The 17738-nt window shown below is 40.3% G+C and carries 18 protein-coding genes; 5 read left to right on the top strand and 13 right to left on the bottom strand.

The features are described 5' to 3' along the window. Positions 1-62: 62 nt before the first annotated feature. Both JMN32_RS17725 and moaC read right to left on the bottom strand, forming a co-directional pair. Entirely contained in the window at positions 63-620 is a 558-nt protein-coding gene (locus JMN32_RS17725; RefSeq protein WP_202857695.1) for an NTP transferase domain-containing protein, read from the bottom strand. Further along, entirely contained in the window at positions 617-1096 is a 480-nt protein-coding gene (moaC, locus tag JMN32_RS17720) for a cyclic pyranopterin monophosphate synthase MoaC (protein ID WP_317191792.1), read from the bottom strand. Before moaC ends, JMN32_RS17725 begins: the two co-directional genes overlap by 4 nt. 107 nt (positions 1097-1203) lie before the next feature. Here moaC and JMN32_RS17715 point away from each other — a divergent pair, with 107 nt between their 5' ends. Continuing rightward, complete coding sequence (locus tag JMN32_RS17715; RefSeq protein ID WP_202857693.1) at positions 1204-2412, top strand: molybdopterin molybdotransferase MoeA; 1209 nt, start codon at positions 1204-1206, stop codon at positions 2410-2412. Here JMN32_RS17715 and JMN32_RS17710 read toward each other — a convergent pair. Beyond that, positions 2363-3100, bottom strand: coding sequence for a hypothetical protein (locus tag JMN32_RS17710; protein WP_202857692.1), 738 nt, complete (start codon positions 3098-3100; stop codon positions 2363-2365). The genes JMN32_RS17715 and JMN32_RS17710 overlap by 50 nt on opposite strands. 173 nt (positions 3101-3273) lie before the next feature. On the opposite strand from JMN32_RS17710, the gene ffh reads away from it, so the two are divergent. Continuing rightward, positions 3274-4605 carry a signal recognition particle protein gene (gene ffh, locus JMN32_RS17705; RefSeq protein ID WP_202857691.1) on the top strand — a complete coding sequence of 444 codons (1332 nt, stop codon included), beginning with the start codon at positions 3274-3276 and terminating at the stop codon, positions 4603-4605. 145 nt (positions 4606-4750) lie between these two features. Here ffh and JMN32_RS17700 read toward each other — a convergent pair whose 3' ends face one another. The 3 genes from JMN32_RS17700 to JMN32_RS17690 form a co-directional block, all read right to left on the bottom strand. Beyond that, positions 4751-5350, bottom strand: a complete 600-nt coding sequence (locus JMN32_RS17700) for a GNAT family N-acetyltransferase (RefSeq protein WP_202857690.1) — start codon at positions 5348-5350, stop codon at positions 4751-4753. Positions 5351-5372: 22 nt separating this feature from the next. Further along, complete coding sequence (locus JMN32_RS17695) at positions 5373-6350, bottom strand: pyruvate dehydrogenase complex E1 component subunit beta (protein ID WP_202857689.1); 978 nt, start codon at positions 6348-6350, stop codon at positions 5373-5375. A 129-nt stretch (positions 6351-6479) separates the two neighbouring features. After that, on the bottom strand, positions 6480-8252 hold the full coding sequence (locus tag JMN32_RS17690; RefSeq protein ID WP_202857688.1) for a TPR end-of-group domain-containing protein: 1773 nt from the start codon (positions 8250-8252) through the stop codon (positions 6480-6482). A gap of 228 nt (positions 8253-8480) precedes the next feature. On the opposite strand from JMN32_RS17690, the gene JMN32_RS17685 reads away from it, so the two are divergent. Then, positions 8481-8699: a PspC domain-containing protein gene (locus JMN32_RS17685; RefSeq protein WP_202857687.1), complete on the top strand. Its 219-nt coding sequence runs from the start codon at positions 8481-8483 to the stop codon at positions 8697-8699. Here the strand turns inward: JMN32_RS17685 and JMN32_RS17680 are convergent. The 5 genes from JMN32_RS17680 to hisS form a co-directional block, all read right to left on the bottom strand. Continuing rightward, positions 8693-9721, bottom strand: coding sequence for a glycosyltransferase family 2 protein (locus JMN32_RS17680; protein WP_202857686.1), 1029 nt, complete (start codon positions 9719-9721; stop codon positions 8693-8695). The two genes, JMN32_RS17685 and JMN32_RS17680, sit on opposite strands and share 7 nt — an antisense overlap. Continuing rightward, positions 9722-10054, bottom strand: a complete 333-nt coding sequence (locus JMN32_RS17675) for a YbaB/EbfC family nucleoid-associated protein (RefSeq protein WP_202857685.1) — start codon at positions 10052-10054, stop codon at positions 9722-9724. Between the two features lie 126 nt (positions 10055-10180). Next, a complete protein-coding gene (locus tag JMN32_RS17670; RefSeq protein ID WP_202857684.1) occupies positions 10181-12103 on the bottom strand; it encodes a T9SS type B sorting domain-containing protein in 1923 nt (640 codons plus the stop codon). Between the two features lie 3 nt (positions 12104-12106). Next, complete coding sequence (gene hutH, locus JMN32_RS17665; protein WP_202857683.1) at positions 12107-13597, bottom strand: histidine ammonia-lyase; 1491 nt, start codon at positions 13595-13597, stop codon at positions 12107-12109. A gap of 3 nt (positions 13598-13600) precedes the next feature. After that, complete coding sequence (gene hisS, locus JMN32_RS17660) at positions 13601-14971, bottom strand: histidine--tRNA ligase (RefSeq protein ID WP_202857682.1); 1371 nt, start codon at positions 14969-14971, stop codon at positions 13601-13603. A gap of 140 nt (positions 14972-15111) precedes the next feature. Between hisS and JMN32_RS17655 the strand changes: the two genes are divergently transcribed. Beyond that, entirely contained in the window at positions 15112-15435 is a 324-nt protein-coding gene (locus JMN32_RS17655) for a hypothetical protein (RefSeq protein WP_202857740.1), read from the top strand. A gap of 117 nt (positions 15436-15552) precedes the next feature. Here JMN32_RS17655 and JMN32_RS17650 read toward each other — a convergent pair whose 3' ends face one another. Continuing rightward, a complete protein-coding gene (locus JMN32_RS17650) occupies positions 15553-16056 on the bottom strand; it encodes a metallophosphoesterase family protein (RefSeq protein WP_202857681.1) in 504 nt (167 codons plus the stop codon). A gap of 58 nt (positions 16057-16114) precedes the next feature. After that, positions 16115-17038 carry a proline iminopeptidase-family hydrolase gene (locus tag JMN32_RS17645; protein ID WP_202857680.1) on the bottom strand — a complete coding sequence of 308 codons (924 nt, stop codon included), beginning with the start codon at positions 17036-17038 and terminating at the stop codon, positions 16115-16117. Positions 17039-17089: 51 nt separating this feature from the next. Here JMN32_RS17645 and JMN32_RS17640 point away from each other — a divergent pair, with 51 nt between their 5' ends. Beyond that, the gene (locus JMN32_RS17640; RefSeq protein WP_202857679.1) at positions 17090-17647 is read left to right on the top strand and encodes a thioredoxin family protein; all 558 of its coding nucleotides are present in this window, start codon (positions 17090-17092) and stop codon (positions 17645-17647) included. Positions 17648-17738 lie beyond the last annotated feature (91 nt).

Genomic DNA, 17738 nt, shown 5'->3' with positions numbered 1-17738 from the left:
CCAGGGTTTTTAAAGAATGTGCAAAGATTACGTCTTTTATCTTCTTTACAAATTGTTTGGCCTCAATTCACATTTTCATCAGGAGAATTGATATTTCGAAATTTGTCTTTTATTTCCGAGTTAGTATGAATATACTTTACCGTGTTTTCCTTTAAGAATTGCTTAGGCCTGAGGTTACCTGAGTTCACAAATTGGATGAGAGCTTTGTAAGAGGATGGTTCCCAGATTGTACAAAGAGGTTCTGGAAATCCATGATAGAAGCAAGTAGCCAAGGCCTTCGGGTCGCGATACCTCACAAGCATATCCAGTAATTCTTCGTCCACAAATGGCATATCACACGCCAAAACAAGCCATGCTACATCCCTGAACTTTTCTTGTGCACTTAACAAACCTGCCAGTGGACCTAGGTAATCTTTCGAATCCTCAATAAAAGGCTGGGTGACTTCTGGTGTCTGGTTAGCATTGCATGATAAAAATACCTTGTTACAGCAGCCACTTAGTAGCTCATAACTATGAGCGCGTTGGTTCTTTGAGTGATAGCTTAGCAAGCTCTTATCCTTGCCCATTCGTCGGCTTTCACCACCAATCAACACCAACCCATAAAGTTTAGGGGTAATCATTTTCTGTGAAAATCTTTTTTTCCACCAGTTTTGCTCATCAATTGGGTTGATTTTATCTCAATATCGTGAGACAGCGCTTTACACATATCATAAATTGTAAGAGCAGCGATTGATGCACCTGAAAGAGCTTCCATTTCAACACCGGTTTTAGCTGTAGTAATAGTGGTGCAGTTTATTACAATATCTTTTTCTTCGACCAATATTTCAATTTTGCAGTCATCCAGTGCTATGGGGTGGCAAAATGGTATTAGTTCTGATGTTTTTTTTGCAGCCATAACCCCGGCAATAATGCTCGTTTGAAAAACGGGCCCCTTTTTAGTGTGAATTTCGTCATTTTGCAATAAAGAAAGTATCTCATCACCTACATTAACTCTTGTTTGTGCAGTGGCTGTTCGTTTTGTGATGGATTTCTCCGAAACATCTACCATTTTTGGGTTTCCGGAAGGGTCAATATGAGTGAATTTGTTATCTTTCACGTTCTTAAAATTTGAGCTTGAAAGCATATTTCTTAAGCATAACAGAAAGGAAAGGGTGCTTTCGAAGACCGGTTTATTGTTATTTGAACTAAAGCAAAAATACTAAAATGATTTCTGTAGAGGAAGCGATTGATATAGTGATGTCCCATACTTTAGAGCCTGGAAAAGAAAAAATCTTCCTGGATAAGGCTATAGGCAGAGTGTTGAAAGAAGATATTTTAGCAGATCGTGACTTTCCGCCCTTTAATAGGGTGATGATGGACGGTATTGCGATAAACTCTCAGGCCTGGGAAGCAGGTAGAAGGGAGTATTATGTAGAAAGTATGCAAACAGCGGGCTCTCCGCAACAGACTCTTTCTGAGACTCAAAATTGTATAGAAGTTATGACTGGAGCTATGTTGCCTCAAAATGCGGATGTGGTTATACGTTATGAAGACGTAAATATTACAGGCAAAGTGGCCAATGTATCGGTTGATGCTGTTACATCGTTTCAAAATGTGCATTTGAAAGGAACCGATCGGAGGGTTGATGATATACTGATTCATAAAGATCAAAAACTATCTCCAGCAGAAATCGCAATCTTGGCTACTGTAGGTAAGCACGCAGTTGAAGTGGTTAGGCAGTTGAGAATTGCTATTGTTAGCACGGGTGACGAATTGGTAGATGTGAATGATACACCAAGCCCTTATCAAATTAGGAGATCCAATACCTATGCTCTTCAATCAGCTTTACAGGTTAACGGGCATGAGTCTAAGGGATTTCATATCAATGATGAAAAGGAAGTGCTTGGAGTAAAGCTTAGGGAGATAGTTGAGGAATACGATTTGGTCATTCTCAGTGGAGGAGTTTCTAAGGGAAAAAAAGATTATGTACCAGAGATATTAGAAAAGTTAAATGTCAGGAAATTGTTTCATGGTGTAAAGCAGCGTCCCGGCAAACCTTTTTGGTTTGGAGTACGTGAAGACGGCAGTTCTTCTACCACTATATTTGCTTTGCCGGGTAATCCGGTTTCAACATTTATGTGTTTTTATACATATACTCTTCCGTGGCTCAACAGGTGCTATGGGATCGACAATCGGGAGATTGAAGCCAGTCTGTCTGAAGATTTTGAATTTAACCCACCATTAACCTACTTTTTACAAGTAAAATTGAATTTAGATAAAGGCCAGCTACTGGCAATTCCTGTTATTGGCAAAGGATCTGGGGATTTGGCAAACTTGCTGGAAGCGGATGCATTTTTACAGTTGCCATCCGGGAGATCAGTCTTTAAGGCTGGGGAAAGTTTTCCGGTGATTTCATATCGCCAGAAGATTTAGATACAGCCTTTCTGCCGAAGTCTAACCTGAGCATTACTCCTACAGATATAGTAAATATAGGGAATTCAAATTCTGTTTCATACATGGGTATATTGAAGCCCAATTGGCTATCCATTTTGATGTTTTTACCACCTGCCCTGAAAACAACGGCAGGCTCCATGATAGTGTTGCTTATTTCTATTCCCTGAATGTTGTTGTCTTCAAACTCATAAAATTCTACACGTGCTATTCGGTAGCAGAACCCTAACTCTATATTTTCTTTTTTTAGAGCGAAGCCAGGTTGCACAAAATAGCGTTTATATTTCCCTGTAGCATATTCGGTATTGCTAGTAAAGAAAATATATTCATCTTGTGCGGAGCCTTCACCTTTGCCATAACCACCATATAATTCAAAAACTCCCCAGTCGGAGATGGGTTCGTAATACCCGGCTCCAATCCCTAGATATTCGTGCTTTTGGTAATCATCATCAGTCTCACTGGTAGAACTGTTCTTATATAGCCCGTCTGTAATTATACCAAACCTGTCCACTGGAGAGAAGGCCAGCTGACCTTCAAAACCAGTACTGCCACCTTTTACAGATGCTATTACCTCACCTCCATGATCAATAATGGGCATGTTGCGTGAATTGGGAATATAAACCGATGCGCATGAGCAGCAAAAGAGAATAGGGATGATTAGAAAACGCATTTTTTTAAAGAGTTTAAAAGTCCCAAGGTACAAAAAAACTTTAATAAATATTCGTTATTGAAGCGTAAAGCCATTTCTGGAGGTAGAGCGGTTTATTTGAAGCAAAAGATTCAATCCTTTTTCATTATAACCTATGGAATCATTAATTTTGCAGCCTATAATACTGAATAGATATGTTTGATAATTTAAGTTTTAAGTTAGAAAAGGCCTTTCAGACCTTAAAAGGGCAGGGAAGTATTACTGAGGTTAACGTAGCAACAACGGTTAAGGAAATACGAAGAGCCTTAATCGATGCCGATGTTAACTATAAAGTAGCCAAGGAAGTTACTGATGATATCAAAGCAAAAGCGCTGGGGCGTGATGTGCTTACTGCGGTATCTCCAGGACAGCTTTTAACTAAAATTACAAATGATGAGCTGACAGAGCTCATGGGGGGTACCCATCAGGATATCAAACTGGATGGAAACCCATCTGTTATCTTGATATCTGGTCTTCAGGGTTCTGGTAAAACGACCTTTTCCGGAAAACTGGCCAGTTACCTGAAAGGGCAAGGCAAACAAGTGTTGTTAACTGCATGCGATATTTATCGTCCGGCTGCGATCGACCAGTTGAAGGTTCTTGGTGAGCAAATAGGTGTTGAGGTATATGCAGAACCTGAAAATAAAGATGCTGTTAAGATTGCCAATAATGCCATCAAACATGCTAAAGATAATAGTAAGAAAATAGTCATAGTCGATACCGCTGGTCGTTTGGCCGTGGATGAGGCAATGATGGATGAGATTTCTAAGCTTAAAGAGGCACTGAACCCATCGGAGACATTATTTGTAGTGGATTCGATGACTGGTCAGGATGCGGTAAACACGGCCAAAGCATTTAACGATAGGTTGAATTTTGATGGTGTGGTACTTACCAAACTCGATGGTGATACCCGTGGTGGTGCAGCTATTTCAATCCGCAGGGTAGTAGATAAACCCATCAAGTTTATCAGTACCGGTGAGAAAATGGATGCTATTGATAAATTTCACCCGGATAGGATGGCGAACAGAGTCCTTGGTATGGGTGATGTTGTTTCATTAGTAGAGAAAGCACAGCAGACTTTTGATGAGGAGGAAGCACGCAGATTAAACAAGAAGATCCGTAAAAATCAGTTTGATTTTAATGACTTTCTGTCTCAGTTAGAGCAGATCAAAAAAATGGGTAACATCAAAGATCTGATGGGAATGATCCCAGGTATGGGGAAAGCTTTAAAAGGTATAGATGTGGACGATGACTCTTTTAAACCTATTGAGGCTATTATACGCTCCATGACGATGGAAGAGCGAGAAAGTCCTGAGCTAATTAACGGAAGCAGAAGGAAAAGAATTGCCGATGGTAGTGGCACATCAGTGCAGCAAGTAAATAACTTGCTGAAGCAATTTAATGATATGAAAAAGCTGATGAAGACCATGAATAAAATGGGAGGTGGTAAAAAAGGATTGGCTGCACTTAATCCATTTGGCAGATAAGGAATTAATTCAAGTTTAAATATAGAGGTCAGGACCAGTGGTTCTGGCCTTTTTTGTGAGATCTCGGTGAATAGATTAGGGGCGGTCTATTATGCAGATACCCTTAAATTTTGTGTAATTTCAGCTTTCTTAGAAAGGGCAATGACTATATGGGGTAGTCCTCTTTCAGTAAAGCAAACATGATTTCGTCCACCCAGTCTTTGTCAAACTCGTCGTAAAAACACTTTCTGAAATGTCCCTCCTGTGTAAAGTTTAGGCGGTTAAGTAAGGCAAGGGAGCTCTCATTTCTAGGATCTAAGCGAGCTGTTATACGGTGAACTCCATGTTCTGTGAAGAGGTGCCGGATGAGTTGGTTGACGGCTTCATGTGCATAGCCTCTACGCTGGTATGCGGGGCTAATGGCATATCCTATTTCAACAATAGAGCCATTTCTATCATGGCGTTTAATAGCGCAGTCTCCTATTAGCTGCTTTTCACTTTTTAGTTCAATGCCAAGTTGTATCCATTCATCAAGATCGTCAAGCGATTTGTGCTGCTGTTCATCGATGAAATTACGTGCAAACTCGTCATTAAGTACTTCCCAGTCCTGGTAGCGGCAAACCTCTGGGTCTGTACGGTAGTTAAGGAAGTTCTTCAGGTCATTGACCTGAAGATTCCGTATGATTAGCCTTTCGCTTTCTATAAGTAAAGCGTCAGTTTTCTTTTGCCCTTTTGGAAAACTTGATTGACCTGAAGTAGGTGTCATTAAAGTGGCAATTCAGGCTTAATTATCTGTAAAGAACTGCATTTACAGCTTCCAGTGTCCTCTTTACGCTAGGCAGTATAGCATCAATAAGTGTTGGTGCATATGGCAACGGTACGTCCATGCTATTGATGCGATGAATAGGAGCATCCAGATAGTCAAACGCATGTTTTTGCACATGGTAAGTGATTTCTGAACTAATAGCAGCTAATGGCCATGCCTCTTCTACAATTACTAATCTGTTAGTTTTCTTCACTGATTCAACTACTGTAGCATAGTCAATAGGACGAACTGTTCGTAGGTCGATTACCTCTACAGATATATCGTTTTTAGCAGCTTCTTCAGCAGCTTCCATGATCACTTTCATGATCTTACCAAAGCCAACAATGGTTACATCAGTACCCTCTCTTTTGATGTCAGCTGTACCGATTGGAATGAGGTATTCGCCCTCAGGTACCGCTGCTCTGTCACCGTACATAAGCTCAGATTCCATGAAGATCACAGGATCATTGTCACGTACAGAAGATTTGAGTAAGCCCTTGGCATCGTATGGGTTTGATGGAACAACCACCTTTAATCCCGGGCAGTTAGCATACCAGTTCTCAAAGTTTTGTGAGTGCTGAGAACTTAGCATACCTGCGTTACCGGTTGGGCCTCGAAATACAATTGGCATAGGAAATTGTCCTCCAGACATAGACATCATCTTTGCGGCACTGTTGATTACCTGGTCTATGGCTACCAGAGAGAAGTTGAATGTCATGAATTCAATAATAGGGCGAAGGCCATTCATGGCAGCACCAACACCAATACCTGCAAAACCAAGCTCAGCGATTGGTGTATCAATTATACGCTCTGGTCCGAATTCGTCAAGCATGCCCTGGCTTACTTTGTATGCGCCATTGTATTCTGCTACTTCCTCACCCATCAGGAATACCTTGTCATCTCTGCGCATTTCTTCGCTCATGGCTTCGCCTAAGGCTTCTCTAAATTGTATTTCTCTCATTTTATCGGGTTTAAAAATTGGTTTGTAAAAATAGCATTCGCAGCATTAACCACAAAACGCATTATCATAAAATAAAAAAGCCCTGAAGAAATTTCTTCAGGGCTTCCAATAATTTTAATAACCTAATCTTTATTTCAGGATATTTCTGAATTGCTCGTTAGTTACGTAAGAAGCGAATTCAAGATCTTCCAACGCTTTGCTTTTCAACTCAGGGTTAGCAGCAACTGCTTTTTCAAGATTAGCATACACATCACTTTCATTACCCAGGTGAGCACTAGCGATAGCAGCACCATAGAAAGCGATAGCCATATTACTATCTTTTTCAGTAGCTTCTTTGAAAGAGTTAAGAGCGTTTTGGTAATCTTTATTTAAAAGCTGAGCAAGACCTTTGTTAAAAAGGTTAGTTGCGTTGTCTTCTGCGTTTGAAGTAGAAGAAACAGCTTCGTTGTATTTCGCCATCATGATCTCTGCAGATCCTTGAACTCCGCTGATACCTTGAGTAAGCTCGTTGCTTGGGCTCATAGAGTTAGCTTTTTGTAAGTGAGAGTAAGCTTTGTAAGCATTACCTTTCATCATTTCAACAGTGGCTATATTAGCGTGTACCTCAGCAGCTTCTTTCTTGTTAGCAGCGATTTCCAACTGAGTCATAGCCATGTCAGCATACTTATCTTTATCACCTTCCATACCCATTGCAATGTAAACAGCAGCAAGGTTGTTGTGAGCATTCCAGCTATCAGATTTTTTAGTAGCAGCTTTGAAGATAGCTTCTTTTTCCTGAAGTGAAGGGGTTAAAGTAGCAGCGTACATTAATTCTTCTTCAGAAAGAGTATCTGCAGAAGCAGTACCATCAACTATTTGCTTAGCTAATACTGAGATTTCAGCATCTGTTTTCTTCTCTTTTACAGTAAGGATCTCTGTTTTTGCAACCCTCAATTTAGGGTACAATTCTTTGAAAACTTTCTTATAGGTAGGTAAGTTATGAAGAGCATCTTCTTGAGACTCATAAGTACCAGGACCGTTAACGATATCAAGGTAAGCTGACTTTTCTTCAGAAGTGATACCTTCATAAGTAGCTAATGAATCTTTGAATACACCCCAGTCTTCAACAACATCTTTGGCAATGAACTTGATAGAATCAGCTAATCCTTTGTAGTCGTATTTTCTCATTTCTCTTTGGTAAAAACTCTGGATAGCTTCAGCTCTTTGCTTAGCAAGCTTTGAGTTAATTCTTTCAGCACCTTCAGGAGAGTGAGTACCAGTGATAGTTACAGTTCTTGTAGCGTTTTTCTCAGCGATGTAAGCAGAAAGCTTACCACCTCGGTCACTTCTTCTCTCTGAATATTTTAGAACAGGGCTTCCTTGATCAAAGTAGAAATTTACTCTTGTGGGGATTAACTCTTCTTGGTTGTTGTAGCCATGGTCTGCATAAGCAGCGAAGTATACAGGCTCTACCAATTTAGATGTAGTGATCACACCTGGAGCAACGTCCATTCTTGGGGTTTCTTTATTTTTTCCGTTTTTAGGATCAGAAGCAACTCCCTGAACCTGAAGAGCACCAGTTTTCATCGATGGTGCATAAGCAAAGGCATACTCTTTAGTTTGTTTGGGCTGCTGTTCGTTAGCATTTGGATAATCTTCAGCTTTAAATTGAACTGGTTCAAGCGCAATTTCGTTATCTCCATGCTTGTAGAAAGAATTGATAGAATATACCTTTCCTTTCTTAAGCATTTTTACAGGAAGGTTAGCTGACATTTCAAAAGCAACTGTGTCTGCGTGTACCTCCAATGGATTGGGAGTAACGGTTAAGTTCTGGTCCTCCGCCATTTTAACCATTTGGTTGAGCGCACAACCTGAAAGGGATAACACTCCAAACAAAGCTATAGCGTAGAATAATTTTCTCATTGGTTTCGTTTTTTAATGTCTGGTTGAATTTTAGGATATCAAAATTATAGGTTATAATAATTAATGCAATAATAGTTAAAAAAAATAAGAAATAACTAAGTGACTTTTGATAATATGCTTATTATATTTGTAAAGGCGCATATTTGTCGGTAAGTCACACAATAATAAGGATTAAGTGACGTATTTATTTATTAGGATGCGTTTTTTCCATATTTAAAAGGCCTCAAAATGAAAAAGTTACAGCATTTTTTTGAGAAGTATGCCTTCGGAGTGTGTTCAAGGATGGGGGAGAAATTAGGGATTGCAAGCTCCAGTATCAGACTGTATTTTATATATGCTTCATTCCTCACATTCGGTTCGCCTCTTATCATTTATCTGGCGATGGCATTCATTATGAACATAAGAAAGCACCTTCGGCGCAGAAAAAATTCTGTGTGGTATTATTGATTGTTCCGGCACATTTTTAGGGCTTCAAACTTCCTTTTTCCCTTTATAAAATACTCAAAGACTATAGAGCCTCTGTAGATAGTTTCGACCTGTCTGATTTTCTTTTGCTGAACGGCTCTTCGCTTTTTGTAGTTTCTTTTTAGGTCTTTCAAAAAGTCTAAATGAGCCCTGATTACAGCGGCTCCGTCGGCAAAGGAGTCAAAAAGCATGAACTTAACTGAAGCTATAACATCCAGCGTTATCCGTAATGGCATTTTAATATATAGCTCAAGTGTACTATAGTTTTTATATATGAGGGAAAGCCCGTTTCTGAAGTTGAGGTATGTCTTACGAGGGTTGGATTTGTGTAATGTGCCACCACCAACGTGATATACCGTGCTGCTGCCATTGTACATTACTTTATGTCCTGAGCTATTGATTCGCCAGCAGAGATCTATCTCCTCCATGTGTGCAAAAAAGTCAGGGTCGAATCCTTCTAGTTTATGGAAAATTTCAGAGCGTATAAATAAGCATGCCCCGGTTGCCCAGAATATCTGCTTGGTATCGTTGTATTGCCCTGAATCTTTTTCCAGAGTGTTAAATATTCGACCTCTACAAAAAGGGTAGCCTAGCGTATCAATAAATCCCCCGGCAGCCCCTGCATATTCGAATTCTGATTTTTGGTGATAGGACAGTATCTTGGGTTGAGCTGCTGCGATGTTCGGGTCATCGTCCATCATGTTGATTATAGGTATAACCCAATTATCTGTTACCTCAACATCAGAGTTGAGCAATACATAATATTGAGTTTCAACTTGTCGAAGGGCTTCATTATAACCTAAACTATAACCGCCATTGACTGGCAATTTTATTATCTCAACAGACGGGTGATTCTTGCTGACATAGTCAACAGAATTGTCCGTTGAACAGTTATCCGCCACTATGATGCGACAACCGGCGCTATGAGTAATTACAGAGGGAAGAAACTGACGGAGATAACCCTCTCCGTTATAATTAAGAATAACAATGGCGGTTTTTTCCATCTAGACCAATCCGCCCAAGTCAAGGCCAGGGATATTAGGGAGCATGCCCTCGGTACTCTTTTTTAATTCTTCTTTGGCAAGTACTTCAGCCTCTTGTAGAGCTTTGTTTACAGCGGCTACTACGAGGTCCTGCAACATTTCTTTGTCTTCAGGTTTTACCAGGTCCTGATCTATATCCAGGTTGATCACTTCTTTTTTACCGTTGACAGTAGCCTTTACCATTCCACCGCCAGATTCTCCTGTTACTTTAATATGGACTAGATTCTCCTGGGCTTCTTTGACTTTGGCTTGCACCTCTTTCATTTTGCCCATCATCTTCATCATGTCAAACATAGCTTATAAATTTAGATGAGTAAGTTATATAAAACCTTTGTTTATAGGTAAGAGTTTCATAAATCGGATCGCAAAAATGTATTGGATAATATCAATTTCAAAACATTGATTGATATTTTAAATATTTTAATTGCGCAAAAGTAATATTGTGCCTGTTCTGGTTATATCTCTGCCTGCCATATCCTGCATTTTAGCGATAAATGCATAAGTGCCAAGTGGTAGTGTTTTCCCATTCATAGTACCATCCCACCCTTCATCCATGTTGTCTGATGTAAATATTAATTCACCCCAGCGGTTGAAAATATTTAGTTCATAGCTGATGATAAACCTTCCATTGATCTTAAAGACCTCATTTCTGTTGTTACCATCAGGAGTAAATGCATTTGGATAATAGATGTTAACAGGCTTAATAATAGCAACGGTATTAGAGGTTGAATTAGGTATGCCGGCCTGATTGGGTTGGGCAATTATCTGGTATAATACAACCTGCTCACTGTTATTATTGTCAACATCGGTCAGTGAGTTCGTGTTGGTATTAGTTTGTGATGCGGCACCACTTGGATAAGATTTTTGTACCACATAACCGGCTACGCCGTTTTCCCATCCTTGATATTGATTCCAGCTCAAGTTGATCGTATTGTCGTTTTGGGCAACCCCGTTAAGTAGGATGGAGCATGCTACAATACTTTGAGGGTTTTTGTTGCCACAGTCGTCTGTAGAAGCAATCTCATAGCAGTAGGACTGTTGAGATGTTGAAACTCCTGTGTCCTGAAACTCATTTGTATTGTTGGCACCAACCGGGATAAACCCACTGGTCGTATTACTCCTTTTGAGTTGATACTCCGTTACATTCTGATTGGTTGGTGCTTCCCAGAGCAGGTCGATGATATTGTCGGAAACCTGTGTAGAAATATTTCTTATTTGATCCGGAGGGATAGAACTGAAGGCTAGCCCACATTGCTCGAGAGATGTTGTCGTTGCTCCATTCGAATACCTGCCTATCAGGGTATAGCAATATTCTGTATCGCATTGTACATTGGAGTCATCAAAGACTCTTTCCGCTCCAGGGCGATTGTTGTAATTCAAAGGATCTTCCCCAGTACGTATAATATCAAAACTGGCGACATTACCGGTTTGCCAGGATAGCTTATTTACATCACTTTCTATGATCAAATCAAGATCAATACTACAGATTTCATTGGAATATGCGGCGACTGTATTGGAGCATGGATCAATGGAGGCCATCCGGAAGCAATAGAAAGCATCAGCCAGATTGAGGTTTCTTATAGTATCTTTTACAGTTGTTTCATCCACTGGCTTTTTAAGCAGGCTGAAGTTGGAATTTCCCGAAGGCGATATTTGTAACTCGTATAATATATCAGGTTGTAAACTATATTCCAGTACGAGGGTGTTCATATCAAGCATTTCCAGAGCTGTAATGTCAGCAGCCGGAATAGTATTGAGCGGTACCACGGTATTGTTAAATGAATTACAGTTATCCTCAGCGCTATTATTCAAGCCTCTTATGGAAATTGTTTTTTGCAAATTGTCGGCGTACGTATGTTGCGGATTTGCCGCTCCACGAGGTACAGTTTCGGTGTTACCATCACCGTAGTCGATTACATAATTTTCGAAGCTGTCGTCATTAATGTTAATAACCACCCGCTCACCTGAACATGAGTAAATATCGAAATTCGGAGGAGTGTTCTCTGCCACTTCAATAGTGATAAAGTCCTGAGCTGACCCTCCCTGAAAAAGCACTTCGATCTGATATATTCCAGCTTCTGAAAAAGTATATGTATACGGGTCAGGGCTGGGTAAAGGGTCTTCATATGTGCCATCGCCATCGTAATCTATATTACAAGGACATGCACCAACAAAACAGGTGCATGGAGCACTTGCAGTAAGGGAAATAGTTACCGTGAGCGGATTGCACCCACGGTCTTCATTAACAGTAAAATAACCTTTATTGCTCAGTTGGGCAGTAGCTGCCTGGGAGACTGAAAGCAGCAATATACAGAGAGCAATATGTTTAAATGTGTGTTTCAAAGGCTATAGGCTTACTGACCTTAAAAAGCTGACCGCCCTGGCGATATCTTCATATAAAACACGGTCATCTTCAATAAACGGAACATACTCACGGAAATTGCGCATAAAGTCTTCGAGATAACCAGATGTTTTTAAGGGTCTTCTAAACTCCAATGCCTGGGTTGCCGTCATCAGTTCAATAGCTAAAATACGATATAAATTGTTGACAACCTTATATGTTTTGATTGCAGCATTAGCACCCATGCTTACATGATCTTCCTGTCCGTTGGAAGAAACGATGGAGTCGGCCGAAGCAGGTGTACAGTACTGCTTGTTCTGGCTTACCAGAGATGCTGCTGTATATTGAGGTATCATCAGTCCTGAATTAATACCCGGATTAGCCACAAGGTAATTGGGGAGATCTCGAGAACCTGATATGAGCTGGTATGTACGGCGCTCAGAAATGTTGCCGAGTTCGGCTAATGCCAGGGATAGAAAATCTAACGGCAGCGCTAATGGCTGTCCGTGGAAATTCCCGGCAGATATGATCTCATCATCATCAGGGAATACATTCGGATTATCCGTTACACCATTGATTTCTGTTAGGAAAATGTCTTTGACGTAGAAAATGGCATCTGCACTGGCTCCATGCACCTGAGGGATACATCTGAATGAATATGGATCCTGAACATGTTTTTTGGGTTGAGCAATGATGTCGCTACCTTCCAGGAGTTCTCTGAACTTTTTAGCTACAAGGATTTGACCTTTTTGAGGTCTGATGTCATGTACTTTGGCACTGAAAGGCTCTATTCTGCCATCGAAAGCATCAACAGACATGGCTCCGATGATATTAGCCAGATCAAGAAGCTTTTCTCCATTAATTAAAGCCCAGATGCCGTATGCACTCATGAGCTGAGTTCCGTTTAGTAGGGCCAGGCCTTCCTTGGCTCTGAATGCTATAGGTTTGAAACCCAGTTTCTCGTTAATTTGCTTACCCGAGTATCGCTGTCCTTTATAATTAACCTCTCCAAGACCGATTAACGGGAGACAAAGATGGGCGAGGGGAGCGAGATCTCCTGAAGCACCCAAAGAACCCATTTCATAAACAACAGGATATATACCGCTGTTGTAGAAACTGATCAGCCGGTTAACCGTTTCTACCTGTACACCTGAATGTCCGTACGCTAACGATTGCACTTTTAGTAAAAGCATAAGCTTTACTACTTCCTCAGGAACCTCATCTCCGGTACCGCAGGCATGTGATTTTACAAGGTTTTCCTGAAGTTTTGTCAGGTCTTCTTTTGATATGTTTTTATTATATAATGAACCAAAACCGGTGTTTACCCCATAGACAGGTTCTGAGGAGTTTTGAACTTTCTGATCCAGATAATTTCTGCATTTGCTGATTTTCTCTTCAGCATCAGGCGACAATGCTAATTTGTAGTTGCCTGAAATTACCTCTTGAACCTGCTCTAAGGTTAATGATTTATCGGATATATAATGGATCTGGTTCATTAATTAATGCTTTGATAATTGTTTAAGTATTTCTTCCAGAGTTAGCTTTTCCTGTTGTCCGGAAGCCATATTTTTAAAAGACAGTTTTTGCGTGGCTATTTCATCAGAGCCAATAACTATGGTATAACTGATGTTCTTTTTGTTAGCATAGTCAAATTGTTTCTTGGGTTTGGCAGAGTCGGGGTATATCTCAGATTTTATACCTACTTTCCTTAACTGATTGAGTACAGAGAGTCCATATTTTTTCGATTCATCATCAAAGTGAATAATCAGTACTTCTGTAGAAGTGCGAGCCTCTTCTGGAAAAATGTCTAGTTCTTCCATGACGTCATAAATACGATCAACACCAAAAGAGAAACCTACACCTGACAGGTCAGGAACACCGAATACTCCGGTAAGGTCATCGTATCTGCCTCCACCACTTACACTACCAATACTAACATTATTAACTTTAACTTCGAAAATGGCTCCTGTATAGTAACTAAGGCCTCTGGCCAGTGTTACGTCAAAATCTACATGGTGCTGATCCAGGTCAAAAGTCTTCAAGGTTTCCAGGATTTCTTCCAGATCTTTTATGCCCTGCAGACCTTCTTCCGAATTTTGCAATATGTTTTTCAGATGTGCTATTTTCTCCTCAATGGTACCGGTAAGCGCCAAAATGGGCAGGGCTTTCTGCGTAGCTTCTTCGCTGATGCCGCGACCTTTCATTTCTTCCAGAACCTTGTCTATGCCTATTTTGTCGAGTTTGTCAATAGCCACACAGAAATCACTTTCTTTGCCAGTAGCTCCTATAGCCTGGGTTATACCAGTCAATATTTTTCTGTGGTTTATTTTGATGTCAAAATCCTTGATGCCAAGCTTTGCAAAGACCTCATTGATCATAAGTATGATCTCCGTTTCGCATATCAGCGAGTTGGTTCCTACTACATCGGCATCGCATTGGTAAAACTCTCTGTATCGTCCTTTTTGGGGGCGATCTGCACGCCATACCGGTTGTATTTGGTATCGCTTAAAAGGGAGGGCTAAATCGTGGCGATTCATAACAACATATCTGGCAAAGGGTACTGTAAGGTCATACTTAAGCCCTTTTTCGGAGATCTTGGGAAGCAACTGCTTAGAGCCGGCAGCAAAATCGGTTTCTTTTGCCTTGGATAAGAAATCTCCGGAGTTCAATACTTTAAAAAGAAGTTGATCTCCTTCGTCGCCATACTTTCCGGTCAGTACCGACAGGTTTTCCATGGCAGGTGTTTCCAGAGGCATAAAGCCGTACTTTTCAAACACTTGTTTAATGGCACTAAATATAAAATTCCTTTTGCCCATTTGCGCAGGCCCGAAATCGCGTGTACCTTTGGGTAATGTGGGTTTTTGACTCATGGGCGCAAAGCTACAAAAAAGAGCGCAAATGATTTGTTGTCCATTTGAACAGACAACATTATTAATTTGCAGTTTTCCTTTTATTATTAAATACTATTAACGTATCTTTGCAGCCTCTTTTGACAAAAATATTATCAGAAATGGCTGTTACCAGACTTAAAAGAAAAGCGAAAAGAAATAAAACAAGGGCTAGAGTAAGACAGGAGACTATCCAAAGATTGAACTCTAAGCCTGTTATAAAATCAGTTGACGTAGAGGAAATTAAAGAAGAGTTCAAGAAAGGCTCTAAAGGTTCTGCTAAAGCTGATACTAAAAAAGAAGAGGCTAAAGCTGAGAAAAAAGAAGCTAAAGCGCCTGCGAAAAAAGCTAAAGCTGCGGCTGAAAAATCAGAAGAGCCAAAAGCTGAAAAGAAAGAAGTAAAAAAAGCTGCTCCTAAAAAAGAGGACAAAAAAGATACGGAGTAGTCTTTAAGATAATATTTAAAAAAAGGCTGTATCATAAGATGCAGCCTTTTTTACGTTAAACTTTTTTTGGTAACTTTTACCTGTAATGCTCTGTAGCGAATTGTTTATCTAATAGCATTACTGACCACTGGTTCTGCTACCAATCTCTATTACCTGCATATCTTTAATTTCTTTGCCAACAACCTCAAAGCGCACCAGCGTCTTTACCTTATGAAAGCCATGGATTCCCGCTGCGCCAGGGTTAATGTACAACAGGTTATTGATCTTTGGGTCTCTCATAATTCTTAATATATGTGAATGTCCACAAATGAAAATGTCTGGATGGGAAAGTTGAAGACCTCTTTTTATTTTCGGGTTATACCGCGGAGGGTAGCCTCCGATATGAGTCATCCAAACCTTAAGGCCTTCACATCTAAACTTATAATGTTCGGGACAAACAATACGAATATCATGGCCATCTATATTTCCATATACTGCTCTGGTCGGTTTGAAGTCTACCAGTTGCTCTAATACACCCGGGCCTATATCCCCGGCATGCCATACCTCATCGCAGGCTTCGAAATATTTGAATACTTTAGGGTCGAGGTGTCCATGAGTATCTGAAAGCAGGCCTATTTTCATCTATATCTTTTATTTCAGCTTCTAAGCTATACAGATGATTTTAGATGGGCAAATTATACTATTTTTTAATGAATTGCTTTATACCTTGAAAGTAAACATCAGGCTGTTCTACAAAGGGGAAATGGCCGCACTTTGGGATAACCAGTAGCTGAGCCTGAGGAATACTGCTTTCTAATGCTTTACCTGATAGAGTTGCCGCAGGTTCATCTTCACCATAAATGATAAGTGTGGGGACAGAGACATCTTTTAGGCCATTATAAAGATCAAAGTCCGTCAGGTCTTTACCGAGATAACTGAATTTGGCACTTCTGTCCATAAAGTCTTCAGGTATATAAAGATTCAGGCTGTCCAGCAGGTTTTTGTTGTGAAACTGAGTTTTAAAAGAAAGCATCATTAATTTTTTAATAGCGGATGCACTTCTGTTTTTCATTTCTTCGGAATGTATGATTGCTGCCCGGGATAAACTGTCTTCTTTTGTTATCCTGGAAGCCAGCTGTTGCTCTTCCGCCTGCCAACCTTCTGTACTAGCGGGCATGGAATTAGATAAGATCAAATGATCCAGGTTTTGTGGGTACTTAATAGCATAATGCATAGCGAGTAGTCCGCCCCAGGAATGCCCGAGCAGGTCAATCTTTTCAAGCTTCAGTGATGTACGAAGTTGCTCTATGTCATCTACAAACCCTGCAATCGACATACTGCTTGTGTCAACTTCGATGGAAGATTTTCCGCATGCTCGCTGGTCATAGAAGATCAATTGGTGGTCTTTGGCAAGTTCATTGAATTGTGGAAGAAAATAGGAGTGGTCAAGTACAGGGCCACCATGAACCACTATTATAGGGCTGCCACTCCCTATAATTTTGTAATACATTTCAGAGCCATTGATAACCTCAAACCCTTCTTCTGTATACGTTGCTTTGTCGTGTTCTTTACAACTTAATGAGATCAGCAGAGGTAGTAGCCAAAAAAAACGAGAAACTTTCATAGGAAAACGATTAACTTTCTAACTTTAAACTAAAGTTAAACAAATTTATTAATGGCACTTACACCTTCGAATATGCTACCACTGGGAACAGTAGCTCCCAATTTTGAGCTAGTGGATGCGGTATCAGAACGAACAATGACGCTTGAAGAATTAAAATCTGATCAGGCTACGGTGATCATGTTTATTTGCAATCACTGTCCATATGTAAAACACCTGCAATCCGAACTGGTAAATATTGCTGAAGATTATATTCCGGAAGGGGTTAAGTTTGTCGCCATCAGTTCCAATGACGTTGAAGAATATCCTGAAGACTCTCCAGAGTTGATGCAGGCTGAGGCAAAGAAGTGGCGCTACCCTTTTCCATATCTATATGATGAAACTCAGGCGGTGGCCAGATCTTATGATGCGGCGTGCACCCCTGACTTTTATATTTTTGATGGAGAGATGAAGCTGGTTTACCGTGGACAGTTGGATGATTCAAGGCCTGGCAATGAGAAGCCTTTGACCGGAAAAGATATGAGAGCCGCTTTGGATGACTTGTTGAAGGGCAACCCTATTTCAGAAAATCAAACCCCAAGCCAAGGGTGTAATATTAAATGGAAGAAATAGTATTTTGTGTCGAAATAATTATTTGATAATCAAAAGAAAATTCAAGTAGGGTCCTTGTCATTGATAATAGTAATCAGGTGATGTATGATGT

This window comes from Fulvivirga marina, assembly GCF_016775155.1.
Classification (GTDB): domain Bacteria; phylum Bacteroidota; class Bacteroidia; order Cytophagales; family Cyclobacteriaceae; genus Fulvivirga; species Fulvivirga marina.
The sequence above is the reverse complement of the archived record's forward strand: the minus strand, read 5'-3'. Positions and strand labels throughout refer to the sequence as shown.